General features: G+C 58.1%; 3 protein-coding genes. All 3 read right to left on the minus strand.

Going from position 1 to position 20,276, the window contains the following annotated elements; genetic code table 11:
- Positions 1 to 117 precede the first annotated feature (117 nt).
- From KTE_RS37595 to KTE_RS37605, 3 genes are read right to left on the minus strand one after another with little or no spacing between them, the layout of a single operon-like run.
- Positions 118 to 1,170: a TauD/TfdA family dioxygenase gene (locus KTE_RS37595; RefSeq protein ID WP_201390859.1), complete on the minus strand. Its 1,053-nt coding sequence runs from the start codon at positions 1,168 to 1,170 to the stop codon at positions 118 to 120.
- The gene (locus tag KTE_RS37600) at positions 1,163 to 8,935 is read right to left on the minus strand and encodes a non-ribosomal peptide synthetase/type I polyketide synthase (RefSeq protein ID WP_201390861.1); all 7,773 of its coding nucleotides are present in this window, start codon (positions 8,933 to 8,935) and stop codon (positions 1,163 to 1,165) included. Before KTE_RS37600 ends, KTE_RS37595 begins: the two co-directional genes overlap by 8 nt.
- Before the next feature lie 23 nt (positions 8,936 to 8,958).
- Positions 8,959 to 20,238: a non-ribosomal peptide synthetase gene (locus KTE_RS37605; protein ID WP_201390863.1), complete on the minus strand. Its 11,280-nt coding sequence runs from the start codon at positions 20,236 to 20,238 to the stop codon at positions 8,959 to 8,961.
- Positions 20,239 to 20,276: the final 38 nt, after the last annotated feature.

Here is a 20,276-nt window from a genome sequence, read left to right on the forward strand (position 1 = left end):
TATCTCTAGTGCATTTTTACTTAACCTATAGGGGAAGAGAAATAAGGGTAACCCCTTAACCCCACCAGGGGCTTCCCCCTGGACCCCTTTCCCTTCCTGGCCTCTGTGATTGCTTTTTTATAGCTTGCTACTATAAGGCATGCTCATTCCTGTCAGGATCTGGCGTGGACCAGAGAATGGCGTGCGTCCGTGTGCGACGAGCATGTTGTCTAACATCAGAACATCCCCTTTTTGCCAGGGAAATAGGACCGTTTCCTCCGCGTAGGCGTGGCGCAACTCGTCTAGCACGTTCTCTTCAATGGGTGAACCATCGCCGTAATAGCTATTGTTTGGCAGGTCTTCTTCCTTAAATTGTTTGAGCAGAATGTCGCGTGTTTTGGACTCCAGGGTGGTCACGTGGAAGAAGGTGGCGTGATTGAACCAGAGCATCTCGCCGGTCTCCGGGTGGGCGATGATCGCCTTACCTGTGCGTCGCACTCGCAAGCGATTATTGTCCTTCCATTCACACTGGAGGCCAGATCTCTGGCAATACTCCTCGACAGCCTCCCGGCTGGTAGTCTGGAACACGGTCTGCCAGGGCAGGCCCATCCCATCTCCAAAATTGCGGATGTAGAGCACCTGCTTCTGCCGAAAGCGCTCACGAATCTGGGGGTCGATGCGCTCATAGACTCTGCGTACATCCGCGATGGGTGTTTCTCCACCCTCAAGGGCAGGCGTTTTACAGCAGAAGAAGATTCGTAGAGGCCAGGTCTGCTGATAGGAGTTTTCGTTATGCAAGAAGATGCTTTGATCGGCGGGATAGTCGGTCGAGGTGTAGATATTGCCGCTGATCTGGCTCCGGGGTGAGGAGCGCTCTCGATACTCCAGCGCGCTCCCCGCGACGCGCGCAATAAACTGCTCAAAGTCGTCGGCAGTATTGATCGCAAAGCCGCGAAAGAGAATGCCCCCATGTTTTAGCAAATAAGTCTTGAGCAACTCTTGATTGCTGGAGGCCCAGCCCATGAGGTCCAGGCCATCGACCGCTGGCTGCACGAGTAATGGGAGCTGCCGCGCTGGATCGAGCTGCTCTATCTTTACCAGGTGTTCCTGCAATGTATTCGCCGTCGTCAGCGCTCTCCGCTTTATTGACCGCAACGATTTCAGGCCGAACTCGTCAGGTTGCTTAGTCATTGGCTACCTCCTTCTGGCTATGCAGAACATTGGCCTTACGCCTCGCTTTGTGCAATTTTTGCATATTTCCCTGTTGTCGCTCCCTGGCCTCGATGGCAGCGAGCATGACTATGGTTTCGTGTAGTGACGTGTCCGGATTCTCTACAAGATGTTCAAGCGTGCGCTCGAAGAGCTGTAAGAAGCGGGTCATCGTCTTCGCACTGAAGAGATCTGTTCTATATTCGAGTTCGCCAGAGAGGGCCTCTTCGCCTTCCCATACATTGAGGAGTAGATCAAACTTGGCGCTTCCACGCTCAAATTCGACTGGCTTGACCTGGAGATTAGGCAGCGAAGACTCCTGCAACGGCACATTTTGTAAGACAAATTTAATCTGGAAGAGTGGAGTGCGGCTGAGGTCGCGTTCAGGATTGAGTTTTGAAAGCACCTGGTCGAATGGCACATCCTGGTGCGCATAGGCCTCAAGCGCAATCTTTTTGACGCGCTGGATTATCTCGTGGAAATCGGGGTCGCCGGCGAGGCTTGTGCGCAACACTAGCTGGTTCACAAAAAAGCCAATCAGTCCCTCCGTCTCGGCTCGATTACGATTGGCGATATCCGTTCCTATAATAAGGTCTCGCTGATCTGTGTAGTATGCCAGGAGTACGTTGAAGGCGGCGAACAGGACCATGAATAGTGTCGCCTCTTCCCGCTGCCCCAATGCCCTGAGTTGACGTGAGAGATCGAGGGGCAAGGTAAAAGTACAGGCACTTCCCCTAGCTGCTTGTACGACCGAGCGCGGGTAATCCGAGGGCAGCTCCAGGGGAACCATGCCGCTGAGCTGCTGGTGCCAGTACTCCAGTTGCCGTTGCAATACGGGTCCCTGTAACCATTCCCGCTGCCAGAGGGCATAGTCCACATATTGAATGGGGAGCACTGGCAGGATAGCGGCCTCCTCGCTTAGCTCGGCCCTGTAGAGCGCGGTAATCTCCCGCACCAGCACCTCTATTGACCAACCATCCGAAATGATGTGGTGCATCGTGAAGAGCAAGACATGCTCCTCTGCCTGTAGCCTCAAGAGCAAGACCCGCAACAATGGTCCGCGCGCCAGGTCAAAGGGCCGCTGGAACTCCTGCCGAGCCAGGTACAGCGCCAGCTCTTGCTGTTCCTGCGCCTGCAAGTTCTGTATGTCGATGAGCGAGAGGGCGATGTTAGACTCGACGGCGATCACCTGCGCTAGCTTTCCATTACGCATAGTAAAGGTCGTGCGTAGGCTCTCGTGGCGCGTTACCACGCTCTTCAAGCTCTTCTCAAGAGCCGCAAGGACCAGCCTACCCGAGAGTCGCAGCGCCGTTGGCATGGTATAGGCACTGCTCTCTGGTTCGAGCTGAGCCATGAAGTACAAACGTTGTTGCGCGAATGAGAGTGGTAGTTGTTGCGTACGAGGAGCGGTGGTAAGCGGCGGCTCGCTTTCGCTTGCCTCTTCCGCGCGCAACTGTTCCACCTGTTGGGCCATGCCTGCAATCGTTGGTGTTTCAAAGAGTGTGCGCAACGGAAGCTCTATATGCAACTCTTTGCGCAGGTGCGCCACGACCTGGGTCGCCAGCAGCGAATCGCCGTTCAGCTCAAAGAAGTTATCGTGGATGCCGATGTGCTCAATTCCCAGCAGCGCCTGCCAGATGCGGGCAACGCGCTTTTCCAGGTCCGTGCGCGGTTCGACATAGGTAGTTGCCAGTTCTGGACGGTCATCGCACTCCTCCTGAGCCGGGATTTTCTCGCTCTGTGCCTGCTCAGAAAGCGAGACAGCGACTGGAGATAGCTGTACGCTTGCTCTATCTGGCGCGATCCAGAAGGGTTTGCCTTCAAAGGGATAGGTTGGTAGGGGGATGCGTGTGCGCCGCTCACCTGTATGTAGCCCCGCCCAATCAAGGCCAACTCCGGCATTCCAGAGCTGCCCGCAGGTCGCGAGGAGGAAGCTCCGGTCAGAGTCCTGGTCATGAGGATGGCGCAGGGAAGAGAACACGCTCTGCTCGACGTGCCTGGCCGGATGGCGCCGGGCGAGCATACTCAAGGTCCGTCCTGGTCCCACCTCTAAGAGCAGGCACCTGCGCTCTTGCAACAGAACCTGTAATCCCTCCGCGAAGCGTACAGGCTGCCGCAAGTGTGCTACCCAGTAGCCTGGATCGGTCGCTTGCTGAATTGTAATCCAGGTTCCGGTGAGGTTGGAGATATATGGTCGTCCGGGTGGTTTCAGGGTGATGGCCTCTACCTGGAGCCTGAACTGCTCTAGAATGGGGTCCATCATCTGCGAATGAAAGGCATGAGAGGTATGCAGGCGGCGACAGAAGATGTCTCTGGCCGTAAGTTCTCGTTCCAGCTCTTCAATCTTCACATGTGGACCCGAGAGGACGCAGTTGGCCTCACCATTATGGGCCGCTAGCGAAAGCTCTGCGAACTCTGCCCGCAGATATGCCTGGACCTCCTCCTTCGCCAGTGCCACCATCAACATCGCGCCCTGGGGTAGCGCTTGCATCAAACGACCCCGGGCAGCGACCAGTTGTAGCGCGTCTGCGAGTGAGAACACGCCTGCCAGGCAGGCCGCTACATACTCGCCAATGCTATGACCAAGCATGGCATCCGCAACGACACCCCGCTCTCGCCAGAGTTGTGCTAACGCGTACTCTGTGACAAAAAGCGCTGGCTGGGTAAGCCAGGTCTGGTCCAGTAGTTCCCGGCAGGCCTCGCGCTGTTCCGCATCAGGATAGAGGATCGTGCGCAGATCAAGTTGAAGGTGTGGCTGCAACAGTTCGGCACAGGTATCGATGGCCTCGTGGAAGGTTGGCTCCGTGCGATAGAGTTCCTCGCCCATGCCTACATACTGCGCTCCCTGCCCCGAAAAGAGAAAGACTAGCTCCGGATGATTCTCTGCTATCATGCTGCGCCTGGTGATGGGCGAGTGCGGATCTTGCAATTGTTTCACAGCATCGTCGAGATCTGAGCAGACGACCGAGAGGCGGTGGTTGAACGCTTGCCGTCCCACTTGCAACGTATATGCGACATCGGCTAGTTTCAACGATGGGTGCAGCCTCAGATGACTCTCCAGGTTACTGCGTGCCTGGTCGAGAGCCGCCTCGCTGCGCGCTGAGAGCACGATGAGCTGAGGCGCCAGGTTCGTGTTTACTGCCTCCTCGCGCAAAGGAGCTTCCTCTAGCAGAAGATGCACATTTGTCCCGCCAATGCCAAAGGCGCTGACCCCGGCCCGGCGCGCCTCGCCATGTCGTGGCCATGGCTGTAAGCTAGTATTGACGACAAACGGACTTTGCTCCAGTTCCAGTGCCGGATTGGCTTGCTGGAAGTGCAGGCTTGGTGGCAGTTGTTGATGGTGCAGTGCCAGGACGCTTTTGAGTAGGCCCGCAATACCAGCGGCGGCATCCAGGTGTCCTATATTGGTCTTGACTGAGCCAATAGCGCAGTGCTTCTGACTTCCATCTGTGCCATAGACCTGGCGTAGCGCGGCCATCTCGATGGGATCACCGATGAGGGTCCCTGTTCCATGCGCTTCTATATAGCTGACTGTTTCCGGACTGATCCGGGCCATAGCCAGCGCCTTCTGGATGACCCTCGCCTGCCCCGCCACGCTGGGAGCGGTATAACCGACCTTCTGCTTGCCATCATTATTTATGGCCGAGCCTTTGATAACCGCGTAGATCGTATCGTTATCCGCCAGAGCCTCGTCGAGCCGTTTTAAGACCACCACGCCCAGACCATCCCCGGACACCGTCCCCTGGGCGCTGGCGTCAAAGGCTCGACAGTGTCCATCGGGCGAGAGGATACCCCCCTCATCGTACAGGTATCCGGTCTTTTGCGGGAAGCGCACTGAGACTCCGCCAGCCAATGCCATATCACATGCGCCTGTACGCAGGCTTTCACAGGCCATATGCACGGCTACCAACGAGGTCGAGCAGGCTGTCTGCACGGTAACGCTGGGACCGCGGAGATTCAGTTTGTAGGAGACGCGCGTCGTGAGGAAGTCGCCGCCATTGGCGATGCCAACCTGGCCGGGACTCATTGTCTCTACCGCCGCCTGGTTACGCAGAATGTTCGAGATCAGGTAGGTATTCATGCTGCTGCCAGCGTACACGCCGATCTCGCCCGCATAGGCATCCGCGTTGTAGCCCGCATCCTCCAGGGCTTGCCAGCAACACTCTAGAAATAGCCGCTGTTGAGGATCAGTGATCTCGGCTTCGCGCGGACTATATCCGAAGAAGGTCGCGTCAAATAATGCGGTATCCTCTAATACTGCACCCGCTCGTACATAACGCTCCTGGTTGAACACCTGCGGATCAACTCCGGCAGCCACCAGTTCGGCATCGGTAAAGAAGGAGACCGCTTCGGCTCCATCCCGCAGGTTATGCCAGAAGGCATGCACATCTTTCGCCCTGGGGAAGCGACCAGCCAGGCCAATAATGGCGATATCTGCCGCGTTCCCGTCGTGTGGTGCTGGTGACAGTGCTGGGATGGGCATATTCTCTGGCGTATGATCTTGCTTGTCTTTCTCCTCAGTTTGCAGGAAGCGTGCCAGCGTCTCGACGCTTGTATATTGAAAGAGGTCAAGCAGCACAAGATCAGGCTTGAACACCTTCAGGCGCTCAAAGACCTTCACAATGCTGAGGGAGTGTCCCCCAAGATCAAAGAAGTTATCTTGCAGCCCAATCTGCTCGACAGGCAGGACCGCGCGCCAGGCTTCAACAATGCTTCGCTCAATCTCGGTACGTGGGGCGACGTATGTTGTGCTTGCCTGCTGTATCTCGGGCGCGGGTAGGGCTTTGCGATCGATCTTGCCATTGGGGGTCAATGGAAACGCCTGTAAGATGACATAGCGAGCGGGCTGCATATAGGTTGGAAGATAGCTCTGGGCATGGCCTTTCACGGCTTCAATCATTGTGGATGCATCACTCAGGATGAGATAGGCCACAAGCTGTCTCTGCCCAGGCGTATCTTCACGTACCACGACGATACACTCTTTGACAGCCTTGAATCGTCGTAGCACGGCCTCAATCTCGCCCAGCTCGATGCGAAAGCCACGCAGCTTGATTTGTTGATCAGCTCGTCCAAGATACTCAATCTGCCCATCCAGGCGGTAGCGCACCAGGTCACCTGTCTTATAGAGGCGCGCCCCTGACTGCTGACTGAAGGGATGTGGGATAAAGCGTTCAGCAGTCAAGGCAGGCTGATACATGTAGCCGCGCGCCAGGCCACTCCCTCCTAAATAGAGTTCGCCAACCACCCCGGCTGGAACGGCTTGCAGATACTGATCCAGTATATATGCCTCTCCGTTGGAGATCGGACGCCCAATCGGCACGATCTGGGCATCTCTTGTGATCAATGCCGCCGTCGAGTAGGTGGTATCCTCTGATGGGCCATAGAGATTGTACAGGCGCTGCACCGCCTCTTGTTGATAGAGTCGTTGGACTAGCGCCAGCGGCAAGGCTTCACCAGCCAGGTTGATGGCCCTGATCGATCCTGGCAACTGGCCCAACGCGCAAATTTCTGCGAGTACCGAGGGTACTGTATTGATCATGGTGACGCGCCCAGCCTCTGCGAGCTGTGTCAGATGAAGGAGATTCTCGACGAGAATGACGGCTCCTCCACAACTCAAAGGCACAAAGAGCTCGAAGACCGAGAGGTCAAAGCAGATCGAGGTGCTGGCCAGGACTCCGCGCAGGTCAGGTGCCGCAAAATACTGTCTCGCCCAGGATAGCAGCGCCACGACGCTCTTATGTGTGATGACCACTCCTTTGGGAAGCCCCGTCGAGCCTGAGGTATAGAGTACATAGGCGCAATGCTCGGCGTGCCCTGGCTTTAGAGGCGAAGGCGAAGCAGCCTGCTGGATATGCTGCCACTCACTATCCAGGCACAACACCCGAGAAATATCGTCGGCGGGCAATCTCTCCTGGAGCGCCTGCTGCGTCAACACCACTGGTACCCGGGCATTGCGCAACATATATGCCAGCCGCTCGTGAGGATAGCCAGGATCTAGCGGCACATACGCTCCGCCAGCCTTCAGGATGGCGAGCAGCGCGACGACCATCTCTGTACAGCGGTGCATATACACTCCCACCAGTACCTCTGGCCTGACACCTTCGCTCTGTAAGGTCGCGGCCAGGCAGTTAGCCCGCTGATCGAGTTCGGCATAGGTGAGCTGTGTTTCCGCGAAAACGACCGCGATAGCATCGGGACTTCGCTGTACCTGCTCCTCAAAGAGCTGATGGAGTGAGCTATCGCGTGGATATGACAACTGAGTAGCATTCCACTGTACTAATAGCTGCTCGCGTTCGGCAGAGGAGAAGAGCGAGAGGCTTGAAAGGCGCTGGCGTGGCTCGGCGACCAGGGTCTGTAAGAGTTGCTGCCAGTGCTGCATGAGCCGCTCAATGGTGGTGGCATCGAAGAGATCTGTGTTGTACTCGACGCTGGCCTGGAGTCCCTGCTCGCTCTCCTGTACCAGCACCGAGAGGTCAAACTTGCTCGTCTTATGCTCAAAGGCCACTGTCTCAAGGCTGAGTTGCTCCAACACCATGTTCTGCTGGGGGACATTCTGCAAGGCGAAGAGAACCTGGAAGAGGGGGGCATAGCTCAGCGAGCGCTCGACGGGCAGGCTCGTGACGACCTGTTCGAGGGGCACATCCTGGTGGGCATAGGCTCCCAGGCAGACCTCGCGCGTTCGGGCCAGCAGCTCCAGGAAGGTAGGATCGCCCGAGAGGTCGCCGCGCAGTGCCAGGGTATTGACAAAGAGGCCGATCAGGCCCTCCAGCTCGCGGTGGCGGCGATTGGCCACGGGGGTCCCGATCACCAGGTCGCTCTGGCCGCTATAGCGCATGAGCAGGAGCTGGAAGCTGGCGAGCAGGGTCATGAACAGGGTTGCTCCCTGCTGCTGGCTGAGCGCCTCCAGCCCTTGCCGCAGCTCTTGTGCCAGGTGGAGACTGAACTCGGCTCCCGCATAGCTCTGGACCTGTGGGCGCGGGCGGTCGGTGGGCAGATCCAGCAGAGGTGGGGCATCCGCCAGGTGAGCCTGCCAGTAGGTAAGCTGTTGTTGCAACTGCTCATCCTGGAGCCACTGGCGCTGCCAGAGAGTATAGTCGGCGTACTGGATGGGCAGGGGAGTCAGTTCAAGCGACTCACCGCGCACGGCGGCCTGGTAGAGCGTGGTGAATTCGCGCACGAGGACGCCGATGGACCAGCCATCGGAGATAATATGATGCATATTGAAGAGCAGAATATGCTCCTGGGGCTGAAGGCGTAGCAGGCGCACGCGCAGGAGGGGACCGTGCGCGAGATCAAAGGGGCGATGGGCCTCCTCCCGCGCCAGTTGCTGGACAACACCCTCTCGCTTCGTTGTCGGAAGCCAGCTCAAGTCGATGAGCAATACCTGCATCTCAGCTTCAGCCGCGATATGCTGCATCGGCTCACCCTGATGGGAGCGAAAGGTGGTGCGCAGGCTCTCATGCCGCTGGACAATGCTCTGAAAGCTCTGCTCCAGTTGCATGATGGCAAGCACTCCCGCGAGGCGCAGAGCTGCGGGCATATTATAGGTGGCGCTACCCGGCTCCAGCTGATCGAGAAACCAGAGCCGCTGTTGGGCAAATGAGAGCGGATAAGCATCAAGCTCACCTGTGCGTGGGCTGATTCTCATCTGGGAGCCTGTATCGTTATTCTTCTCACTCAGTCGTCGCAGCAGCAACTCACGTTTCACTGGTGAGAGGTTTGCGATAATCTTTGAAAGGTCACTCATGTGTAATCTCTTCTCTCATGTGCTTACTTCTCGCGCGCCAGCTGTGCCTGCACTTCATCCTCTGAGAGCAGGTTCAGCTCGGCCAGGACACTGGCCAGGGTCTCGCTATCCGTCTGTTCTACTTGTTTCTGCTCGATTGCAATCGTCAAATCCGCAATGGTTGGTGTTTCAAAAAGGCTACGCAATGGGAGTTCTACCTGGAAGGTCTCCCGGATCCAGGCAATGACTTGCGTCGCTAACAGGGAATGCCCGCCAAGATCAAAGAAATTATCATGCACGCCGATCTGCTCGGCATGAAAGAGCTGTCGCCAGAAGTGCGCGAGCTGCTCCTCTCTTGGATTGCGTGGCGCGACAAAAGTGGTTGAGAGGCTGGCTTCAGGCACTGGCAGCTGCCGCCGATCCACCTTGCCATTGGGAGAGAGAGGAAGGGCATCCAGCAACACAAACTGCGCTGGCAGCATGTACTCTGGCAGCCGCTCCTTGAGCGCGCTTCTCAGCTCGCCTTCGCTGCCTGGCTGCACGACCTCGCCCGCCTCTGGCACCACATAGGCCACCAGGCGCTTCTCCTCCCCCGTCTCGGCTCGCAGGACCACCACGCTCTGCTTGATCTGCCGCTGCTTGTTGAGCGCCGCTTCGATCTCCCCCAGCTCGATACGGTAACCGCGCAGCTTGACCTGCTCATCCTGTCGCTCGACAAACTCCAGTTGTCCATCACCCCGGTACCGCACGCGGTCCCCCGTGCGGTACACCCTGGCACCCGCCTTGCCACCGTAGGGATCAGGCACAAACACGCCCGCCGTCTTCTCCGGCTCGTTGAGATAGCCACGACCAACCCCCATCCCACCCACATACAGCTCACCAATAACGCCCGCTGGCACCGGTTGCATCTGCTCATCCAGGACATAGAGCTGGGTGTTGGCAAGCGGTCTGCCGATGGGCACTCGCCACGTTCCCGTCTGTTCCTCTGGCTGCTGGAGGACGGCGTGAGTCACATCATCGGAACACTCGGTGGGTCCATAGGCGTTGAGCAGGGCGGGCAGGACCTGTTCCTCGCGCCACCAGTGGCGGCACAGTTCCACCGGCATGGCCTCGCCCGTCACGCTGACCCAGCGCACCCGGCTCTGGGAGAGCACCTGCCCACCTCCTTGATCGAGGAGCGCTCCCAGCAGGGAGGGGACGACTTGCAGGATGCTGATTCCACCTTCCTCAACGGCGCGCAGGAGCTGCCAGGGATCATGGGCCACTGCATCGGGAAGGATGGCAACCCGTCCCCCATGCAGCAGCCCGGCGAACAGCTGCCAGACAGAGATATCGAAGCACTGCGAAGCGGTCTGGGCCACCACATCCTCCTCTCCCAGGGAGAGGGCCTCGACCTTGGCCCAGAGATGGTTGCGCATGCCCTGCTGAGTCACCATGACGCCCTTGGGCTGGCCGGTGGAGCCGGAGGTGTAGATGACATAGGCCAGCTGCTCGTCCAGCAGCGGAGGTTCGACCCAGGTCTCGTGCTCTGAGGTCTCAGCCAGCTCGTCCAGGCACAGCACGCGTGTGCCCTCGGAGGGCACGCTGTCGCGGAGCTGGCTCCTGGTGAGGAGCAGGGGCAGGGCGCTCTGCTGGAGCATGGCCTGCACGCGTTGCTGAGGATAGGCAGGGTCCAGGGGGACAGAGGCCCCGGCGCAGCGCCAGGTGGCCAGGACACTGATCAGGAAGGCAGCCGAGCGTTCGAGGTAGAGGCCAACCAGGGTCTCGGGACCCACGCCCAGGGCCTGCAAGCGCCGGGCCAGCCGCTGCACCTGTTGTTGGAGGGCGGCATAGGTAAGCTGTCCATCGGGACCACTCACGGCGAGCCGGTCAGGGAAGCGCTCTGCCTGCCGGGCGAGCAGGGCATGGATGTGTTGCGGCGTCTCCCATTCACGCCGGGTCTGGTTCCACTGGACCAGGAGCTGTTCGCGCTCGGTGGGTGAGAGGAGTGCGAACGCCGAGAGGCGCTGGCGTGGCTCAGTGACCAGGGTCTGTAAGAGTTGCTGCCAGTGCTGCATGAGCCGCTGGATAGTGGTGGCATCGAAGAGATCTGTGTTGTACTCGACGCTGGTCTGGAGTCCCTGCTCGCTCTCCTGCACCAGCACTGAGAGGTCAAACTTGCTCGTCTTATGCTCAAAGGCCACTGTCTCAAGACTGAGTTGCTCCAACACCATGTTCTGCTGGGGGACATTCTGCAAGGCGAAGAGAACCTGGAAGAGGGGAGCATAGCTCAGCGAGCGCTCGACGGGCAGGCTCGTGACGACCTGTTCGAGGGGCACATCCTGGTGGGCATAGGCTCCCAGGCAGACCTCGCGCGTTCGGGCCAGCAGCTCCAGGAAGGTAGGATCGCCCGAGAGATCGCCGCGCAGTGCCAGGGTATTGACAAAGAGACCGATCAAGCCCTCCAGCTCGCGGTGGCGGCGATTGGCCACGGGGGTCCCGATCACCAGGTCGCTCTGGCCGCTATAGCGCATGAGCAGGAGCTGGAAGCTGGCGAGCAGGGTCATGAACAGGGTTGCTCCCTGCTGCTGGCTGAGCGCCTCCAGCCCTTGCCTTAGCCTCAGCGGTAGCAGGAGGCTCAACTCGGCTCCCGCATAGCTCTGGACCTGTGGGCGCGGGCGGTCGGTGGGCAGGTCCAGCAGAGGTGGGGCATCCGCCAGGTGAGCCTGCCAGTATTCAAGCTGTTGTTGCAACTGCTCATCCTGGAGCCACTGGCGCTGCCAGAGAGTATAGTCGGCGTACTGGATGGGCAACGGGGCGAGGTCCAGGCTTTTCCCGCGTACGGCTGCTCGGTAGAAGGCGGTCAGCTCGCGGACCAGGACGCCGATGGACCAGCCATCGGAGATAATATGATGCATATTGAAGAGCAGAATATGCTCCTGGGGCTGAAGGCGTAGCAGGCGCACGCGCAGGAGGGGACCGCGCGCGAGATCAAAGGGGCGATGGGCCTCCTCCCGTGCCAGTTCCTTCAAGTACTCTTCGCGTTGCCCCAATGTGACGCCGCTCAGTTCAATGAGCTGTATTTGTAGCTCGGCCATGGCCGCGATATGCTGGAGCGGCTGGTTCTGTTGAGTGACAAAGGTGGTGCGCAGGCTCTCATGTCGCTGGACGATACCGTGAAAGCTCTCTTCCAGTGATTCGAAGGAGAGAGGTCCCACCAGGCGCAGGGCGGCAGGCATATTGTATGTTGCACTCCCTGGCTCCAGTTGATCGAGGAACCAGAGCCGCTGCTGGGCAAAGGAGAGAGGAAGCTGCTCTGGACGAGCCATAGGCACCAGCGGAGGCAGTCCCTCAGAGGACCCAATCTGCTTCAGGGCCTCGATGCGCTGGGCCAACTCGGCGATAGTGGGGGCCTCAAAGAGGGTGCGCAGGGCCAGTTCCACCCCCAACGCCTGCTGGACGCGTGCGATGACCTGCATCGCCAGTAACGAATGACCTCCCAGCTCAAAGAAGTTGTCGGCGATACCCAGGTGCGGGCGTAGTAGTAGCTCGCTCCAGATGGAGGCCAACTCCTGCTGAAGCGGAGTCGCCGGCGCGACATAGCGACCGCGCTGCCAGCTCAGCTGGTACTCCTCGGGCAGGGGGAGAGCCTTGCGGTCCACCTTGCCATTGGCTGTCAAAGGAAGCTGTTCCAGAGCAACAAAATGGGCGGGGAGCATGTACTCAGGCAGGCGCTCTTTCAGGAATTCCCGCAACTGAGGCAAGACCCAGCGTGTAATCTTCCCTTGCAGTGGGTTATTTGTGTATCTTGACCAGGTGCTGTTGGAGAGTACTTCCGGCGCTTCAGCGCGGGCCTGCTCGCTGCTACTCTTCAGCGCGGGCTTGCTCTTCTGGAAAGAGACATCGTACACGCCTCCATCTTCGGTCTCCGACCAGTAGATACTGACCTGGTATCCAAGCTGCTCGCCCATATGCCAGAGGTCCTCCGGGTCCAGGCCCCATTCGCTTGTTTGCTGTAGTTCCTCGCGGAAGGCTCCTACTGTCGCCGGCCCCTGCTCGCCAAAGGCCCACTGCACTGAGCGCAGGTCCTGTTCCAGGCGACTATTGGGCAGGCCGCGCACCAGTAACTCATCTGGTGTTTGCTCCTGTAGATAGGTCTGGAGTTGTGCCAGGCTCTCCACCTCTTGCCTCCACTGCCATGCAAGCGCTACTGGCACTCCTTCAGAATGGCCCTTGCTCACCAGGACATCATAGCGGAAACGGGTCAACTCATTAGACGTGCGACCTCGCTTCAGCAAGAGCTGCACCTCTCCTGCCTGTGGAAGCACCCTTTGGAGCTGAAGGAAGAATGCGGGATCGATGAGCAACTCCTCTTCTTCCTGCATCCGTTGCCGCACGCGCTGGCGTAGCTCTTCCTTTGAAAGGGAAGCCGCGGCTTTATAGAGTTCCACGGAGGTCGCGTAGGCCCTGTGTAGGGCCAGGTTGCGCACATCACCGATGAAGAGAAAACCATCAGGCTCCAATAAGGCGAAGGATTCTAGCAACACCTGGCGCAGATAATTGGCACTGGGGAAATACTGCACCAGTGAGTTAAGAATCACAGCATCAAAGGTCTCTGCCGAAGCCTGGGTGGCCTCATGTGCCAGCTGTTGCTCGAGGTGTACCTGGGGTAGGGGCTGCGTTGCTAAAACTTGCTCAACATACGAGAGGGCTTCCTTTGAAAAATCAGAGGCTCTATAGAGCGTTGTGTGGGGAGCGATACGGAACAGGAGCAGGCCTGTTCCACAACCAATCTCCATAACTCGTTTGGGCGCGTGTGCCAGGATGCGGCTCACTGCCTGCTCCACTTGCACGCGCATCTCTTCTGGTGCGATTGGCTCACCCGTGTAGCTGCTGTTCCAGCCAACGATATTCAGCGTGGGGTCCTCTAGTTCGGAGGGAGAGGTATAGAGGTCATTGTAGAGCATCTGCCATTGCCCAACGTGCTCTTCCTCCCAGGATGGACCGCCATCGTTGATCTGCTGCGTATCCGCTGCCGGGACAAGATACGCCACGAGCTGTTTATCTTCGGCTCGCTCCTGAACGATGACCACGCTCTCCTGGACCGCGGGATGGGCCTGCAAGACGGACTCAATCTCGCCCAGCTCGATGCGGAACCCGCGAATCTTGACCTGCCCATCAATCCTGCCCATGTACTCGATGGCCCCATCAGCCTGATAACGCGCCAGGTCGCCAGTCTGATAGATGCGCGCCCCCTCTGTGTTGCTAAAGGGGTGTGGAAGAAACTTCTCCGCAGTCAGGTCGGCTCGCTGATGGTAACCACGTGCCAGCCCAACACCCGCAATGTAGAGTTCGCCTACGACTCCCACCGGCACAGGCTGCAAGTAGGTATCCAGGACATAAAGCTGCATATTGGCAATGGGATACCCGATGGGCACTGTCGAGCGCTTGCTATCCTCCTGACACTCCCAGAAGCTAACGTCGACCGCTGCCTCCGTGGGGCCATAGAGGTTATGCAGGCGCGTGCCCTGTGGCATATGGGTAAAGAAGGTCTTCTGGAGATCGACGCTGAGTGCCTCGCCGCTACATATTACCTGCCTTAGGCTCCGGCACTGTTCTGGGCGGGGTTCTAGTAAGAATGCTTGCAGCATGGCGGGCACAAAATGGAGAGTGGTAATGGCCTGCTCATTGAGCATATCTTTGAGGTAGGTTGGATCTTGATGCCCACCTGGTATAGCCACAACCAGGCGAGCACCAGCTATGAGCGGCCAGAAGAACTCCCACACCGAGACATCAAAGCTATAGGGCGTCTTTTGTAGTACCCGATCATTCGCGCTCAACTCATACGCCTGCTGCATCCACAGCAAGCGATTCCTGATGCCCTGATGGGTGTTCATGGCTCCCTTGGGTCGCCCAGTAGAACCTGAGGTATAGATCATGTAGGCCAGTTGCTCGGGTGGCACGGCGCGCTCAATATTCTCCACAGGCTGATGAGAGAGAGTACCCCAATCGGTATCGAGCACGAGCTGGGTAATTCCCTCGCCTTCGGAGGTGCGGTCGCGCAAAGCCTCCTGAGTTAGCACTACAGAGACCTGGGCATCATGCAACATGTAGTGGAGCCGCTCCTGGGGATAGACAGGGTCCAGGGGCACATAGGCGCCCCCTGCCTTGAGTACGCCCAGGAGCGCGATTACCAGCTCAAGCGAGCGCTCCAGACAGACCCCCACCAGCGTATCAGGTCCAACCTGCATTTCTTGTAGCCTGTGCGCCAGCTGGTTCGCGCGCCGGTTGAGTTCCGCGTAGCTGAGTTCCGCCCCCTCAAAGACGACCGCGACCGCGTCGGGACTGCGCTCGACCTGCTCTTCAAAGAGCTGATGCAGGCTCGCGCTGCGTGGATATGTGGTCCCGGTGTCATTCCAGTGATGGAGCAGCTCTTCACGCTGGGCTTCGATTAAGAGCGGCACGGTGGCGATACGCTGTTGAGGATCGGCAACAATGGCCTGCAGGATCTGCCGCCAATGCTGCATCATACGCTCAATCGTGTCAGCATCAAAGAGATCCGTGCTGTATTCCACTAGCAGTGAGAGGCCCTGGTCCGTGGCTTCAATTTGCAGCGAGAGGTCAAATTTGCTGCTCTTACGCTCGAACTCAACCATCTTGATAGAGAGCTGATCCAGTACTACGTTCTGTGGCGGCGTGTTCAGCAGGATAAACATAATCTGGAAGAGTGGCTGCCGGCTAAGATCACGCTCGGGTTGTAGGTCCTCCACCAGTCGCTCAAAAGGCAGATCCTGGTGAGCGTAGGCGTCCAGGCAGACCTCGCGTACGCGCGCAAGCAATTCGAGAAATGAGGGATTGCCCGAGAGGTCGCTGCGCAGCACCAGCGTATTCACAAAAAAGCCGATCAAGCCTTCCAGTTCCTGGTGACGGCGATTGGCTACTGGTGTCCCGACCAGGATATCGCTCTGCCCACTGTAGCGCATCAATAGTACCTGGAAGCTGGCGAGCAGCGTCATAAAGAGGGTGACCCCTTGGCGCTGACTCAGGCTCTCAAGCGCTTGCTGTAATGGGAGCGGGAACCACATGGTACATGAGGCACCCACATAGCTTTGTACCTGGGGGCGAGACCGATCCGTGGGCAAGCTCAGGACGGGAGGCGCCGCGACCAGCTGCTCTTTCCAGTAGTCCAGTTGCTCTTGTAGCTGCTCGTCCTGGAACCAGCGCCTCTGCCAGAGGGTATAGTCGGCGTATTGCACGGGTAAGGGATCGAGCGTGATAGCTTCTCCGCGTACGGCTGCCTGGTAGAAACGGGTAAGCTCGCCAAGCAGCACCGCGCCCGACCAGCCATCGGAGATGATGTGGTGCATATCGATAAGTAGGATATGTTCCTCTTCTCCCACGCGTAGCAGCCAGGTACGCAAGAGCGGCCCTTGTGAGAGATCAAAGGGATGATGAGCCTCGTGCTGAGCCAATGCCTGAATGAGCGCCTGTTCATGCTCAGCAACTGCGCACAGATCTATGACAGGCACATGCAGGCGTGACTCCGCCGCGATTAACTGAATGGGAGTACCCTGGCGCGAGACGAAGGTCGTACGCAGGCTTTCATGCCGCTGGACGATCTGCTGCAAGCTCCATTCCAGGGCTTTCACGGAGAGCGGCCCCGAGAGCCGCAGCGCCCCTGGCACGTTGTAGGCGCTACTGTTCGTTTCAAGCTGATTCAAGAACCAGAGACGCTGTTGCGCGAACGAGAGTGGGACTTGTCCTGGACGCTCAAGCGCGACCAGTGGCGGAATCGTCGTCGTGGGTAGGTCGTTCTCTTGTAGCGCTTCAATCCGTTGGGCCAGTTCAGCAATCGTCAGTGCTTCGAAGAGGATCTTCAGGGGCAACTCCATGCCAAGGCTCTGGTTAATCCGTGTGACCACCTGGGTCGCCAGTAACGAATGCCCGCCCAGGTCAAAAAAATTGTCGGTGACACCCACCTGGGGAAGGAGCAGGATCTCGCTCCAGATGGCTGCAAGCTCTTGCTGGAGCGGTGTTTTGGGGGCCACAAAATCGCGGGAGAGCAGTTGCTCCTCGGGATCAGGAAGCGCCCGGCGATCAATCTTGCCGCTGGTCGTGAGCGGAAGATACTCCATGAGCACAAAATGGGCCGGGAGCATATACTCTGGGAGCTGCCTCTGGAGGAAGGCGCGCAGGTTCGCGATGATGACATCATCCTCTTCCCAGAGTAGTGCTGTATATTCCGCCAGTTGTGTCTCTTCATCGAGCACGACATACGAGACCAGCTGTTTATCGTTATTGGAGCGCTCCCGCGCCACCACGACGCCCTCTCGAATGAGTGGATGAGCGCGGAGCACGGTCTCAATTTCGCCCAATTCAATGCGAAAGCCTCGGATTTTGACCTGGTGATCATAACGGCCCATATAGATCAGTGCGCCATCGTCGCGATAGCGAGCCATGTCACCCGTACGATAGAGCCGCGCGCCTGGTACCTGGCTAAAGGGATCGGGAATGAAACGCTCGGCGGTCAGTTCGGGGCGATTGAGGTAGCCACGCGCCAGGTTCACGCCCCCAATACAGAGTTCCCCTGGCACCCCGATGGGCGCAACCTGTCCCTCCGCATCAAGAATATAGAGCCGGGTATTGGCGATGGGCCTGCCGATGGAGATGCGTTCATCACTGGTGCCACGCTCACACGGCCAGCAACTGACCTCCACCGCCGCTTCTGTTGGACCATACACGTTATAGAGCGCGAGCGAGGGATGAGCCAGAACCTGCTCCAACAGTGCCGAAGAGAGCGCTTCACCGCCGCAAAGGATCTGCCGCAAGTCTCGACATTGCGCGAAGCCGGGTTCCTCTAGAAAGACGCGGAGCGTCGAGGCGACAAAGGTCTGCGTCGTAATTGCCTGCTCCGCGGTCACGGCACAGAGATAGGCGCTATCCTTATGCCCATCTGGGCGCGCCAGGACGAGTCTTGCGCCCGCTAGTAGCGGCCAGAGCAATTCCCCCAGCGAGGCATCGAAACTTGTGGGAATCTTTTGTAGTACGCTATCGCGTGCCGTCAATTGAAAGGTAGCCTGGCGCCAGTTGAGCGTGTTGCAGATGCTCCAATGTTGTACCATGACCCCTCTCGGGCGTCCGGTCGAACCCGAGGTATAAATAACATACGCAAGTTGCTCTGGTGTCACCCTGCTGGCTGGAGCGCTGATGGCCTCCTCGCGCCAGCGTGCCTCCTCGCTATCCAGGCAAAATATCTGTGTGGAATGGACAGGCAGTGTATGCAGCAGCCTGGCCTGGGTCAGTACAACCTGGGGCTGAACATCCTCAAGCTGCCAGGCCAGGCGCTCCGTGGGAGTAGACGGGTCCAGTGGGATATAGACGCCTCCCGCTTTCATAATGCCCAGAATACTGATCAAGACAAGAGGGGAGCGCTCCAGATAGACACCGACCGCTCGTTCTGTCTCTACACCTAGCTTGAGGAGGGCATGGGCAAGCTGGTTTGCCCGCTGGTCAAGTTGCTCATAGGTCAGAATCTGTTCTTCAAAGGCAATCGCCACGGCATCTGGCGTGCGCTCGGCCTGTGCGGTAAAGAGCGTATGCACACACTGTTCGGGCGTATACACCAGCTCGGTCTCATTCCATGCCCTTAGACGCTGCGCTTCTGATGGTAGGAGCAGCGGCAACCTGGAGATAGGCTGCGCAACATCGTGTACCACTCCTTCAAGAAGGAGTTGCCAGTGCTCCAGAAAACGCTCAATCGTCGCAGCCTCAAAAGCATCTGTGCTATAGGTTATGGTCGTGAGCAGCCCTCCCTGCTCCTCCCGCAGCTCCATATGCAGGTCTAACGTGGCAGTAGCTTTGGGAAAGGTCAGGAGCTCCCATGAAATTCCCGGTAGCTCAAAGGCTGACAGGGGAAAATTCTGGTACGCAAAGGCTACGCGAAAGAAGGGTTGCCCACTCGCGTCGCGCTCTGGATCCAGCTCAGCAACCAGTTTTTCAAATGGCATCTCTTGATGCTCATAGGCGCCAAGGGTCATCGCTCGTACCCTCTGAAGCACCTCGCGGAAGTCGGGATTGCCAGAGACATCGGCGCGCAACACCAGTGTGTTGACAAAGAAGCCAATCAAGCCCTCTAGCTCGCCACGCGTGCGATTTGCGATGGGCGACCCAATGAGTATATCGTCCTGTCCACTATAGCGGTTGAGCAAGACCTCAAACGCCGCGAGCAGCGTCATAAAGAGCGTGACACCCTCACTCTGACTGAGTTTTTTAAGCTGCTGAAGGAGTGTGCCTGGCAAGAGGTGCGCTCGTCGGCTCCCCACAAAGCCCTGCGTCGCTGGCCTGGGCCTATCGGTCGGGAAGTTCAACTGGGTTGGGGCATCCTGTAATTGCTGCCGCCAGTAATCAAGCTGCCTATCTAGTGTCTCTCCTTGTAACCACTGGCGCTGCTGGCGGGCATAATCCGCGTATTGGATCGGCAGCTCCGCCAGCGGCGAGGCTTCGCCCACACTATACGCGCCATAGAGCACAGACAGCTCATGATAGAAGATGCCAAGCGACCAGCCATCGCTGAGCGTATGGTGAAAGATCGTGAGCAAGAGATGTTCTTCTTCCGCCAGTTGGAAGAGCCGTATCCTATAGAGTGGGCCACTACGCAGGTCAAACGGCTGCTCCAGCTCAGCTTCAGCCATGCTCTGAAGGCGTGCCTCGCGTTCCTCTGAGGGGAGATCTGCAAGATCTATCGTTGCCAGCTTAAAGGCATGCCAGGGGGCGATGTGTTGGTACGTCTCACCATCAGTTTGAACGAACGTCGTGCGCAATATCTCATGGCGGCGCACTATCTCGTTACAGCTTAGTTCAAGAGCGTCGAGGTGCAGGGGACCTTGAAGGCGCAGGGCAATATGTTCATTGTAAAGCGAGGTGCCTGGATGCAATTGTTCGAGAAACCAGAGCCGCTGCTGCGCAAAAGAGAGCGGCAAGCGAGCATCTACAGCGTCTGTCGTCTGAGGAGGGACTGGTGCATGCCTGTACTCTTCAAGCAGCGTCTGTAAATATTTGATGGTCAGCATAGAGCGCTTGAGCAGCGACATGGCGCCTACCTGGGTTGCCAACTCTGTTGGCAGGAACTGCTGCTCCAATACGTTCAGCCGCTCCAGAAGCTGGGCTTCCAGCACGCTGCTATCGGCAGTTGCCTCGCTATCTCTATCTACTACTGCACTCTTCAGCGCGGCGCCATCTCTAAGCTGAGGGTGATACTGCTTTAATGCAAGCTCACTCTCCTCCAGGGTGCGCAAAATATTTACACGTAACTGGCGCTGCTTCTGCTGTACGGCGAAATCACTCATCCAAAAAGCTCCTCATATCCGATCAGTTCGCGATGGAA

It is taken from the genome of Ktedonobacter sp. SOSP1-85, from assembly GCF_016587415.1.
Taxonomy (GTDB): domain Bacteria; phylum Chloroflexota; class Ktedonobacteria; order Ktedonobacterales; family Ktedonobacteraceae; genus Ktedonobacter.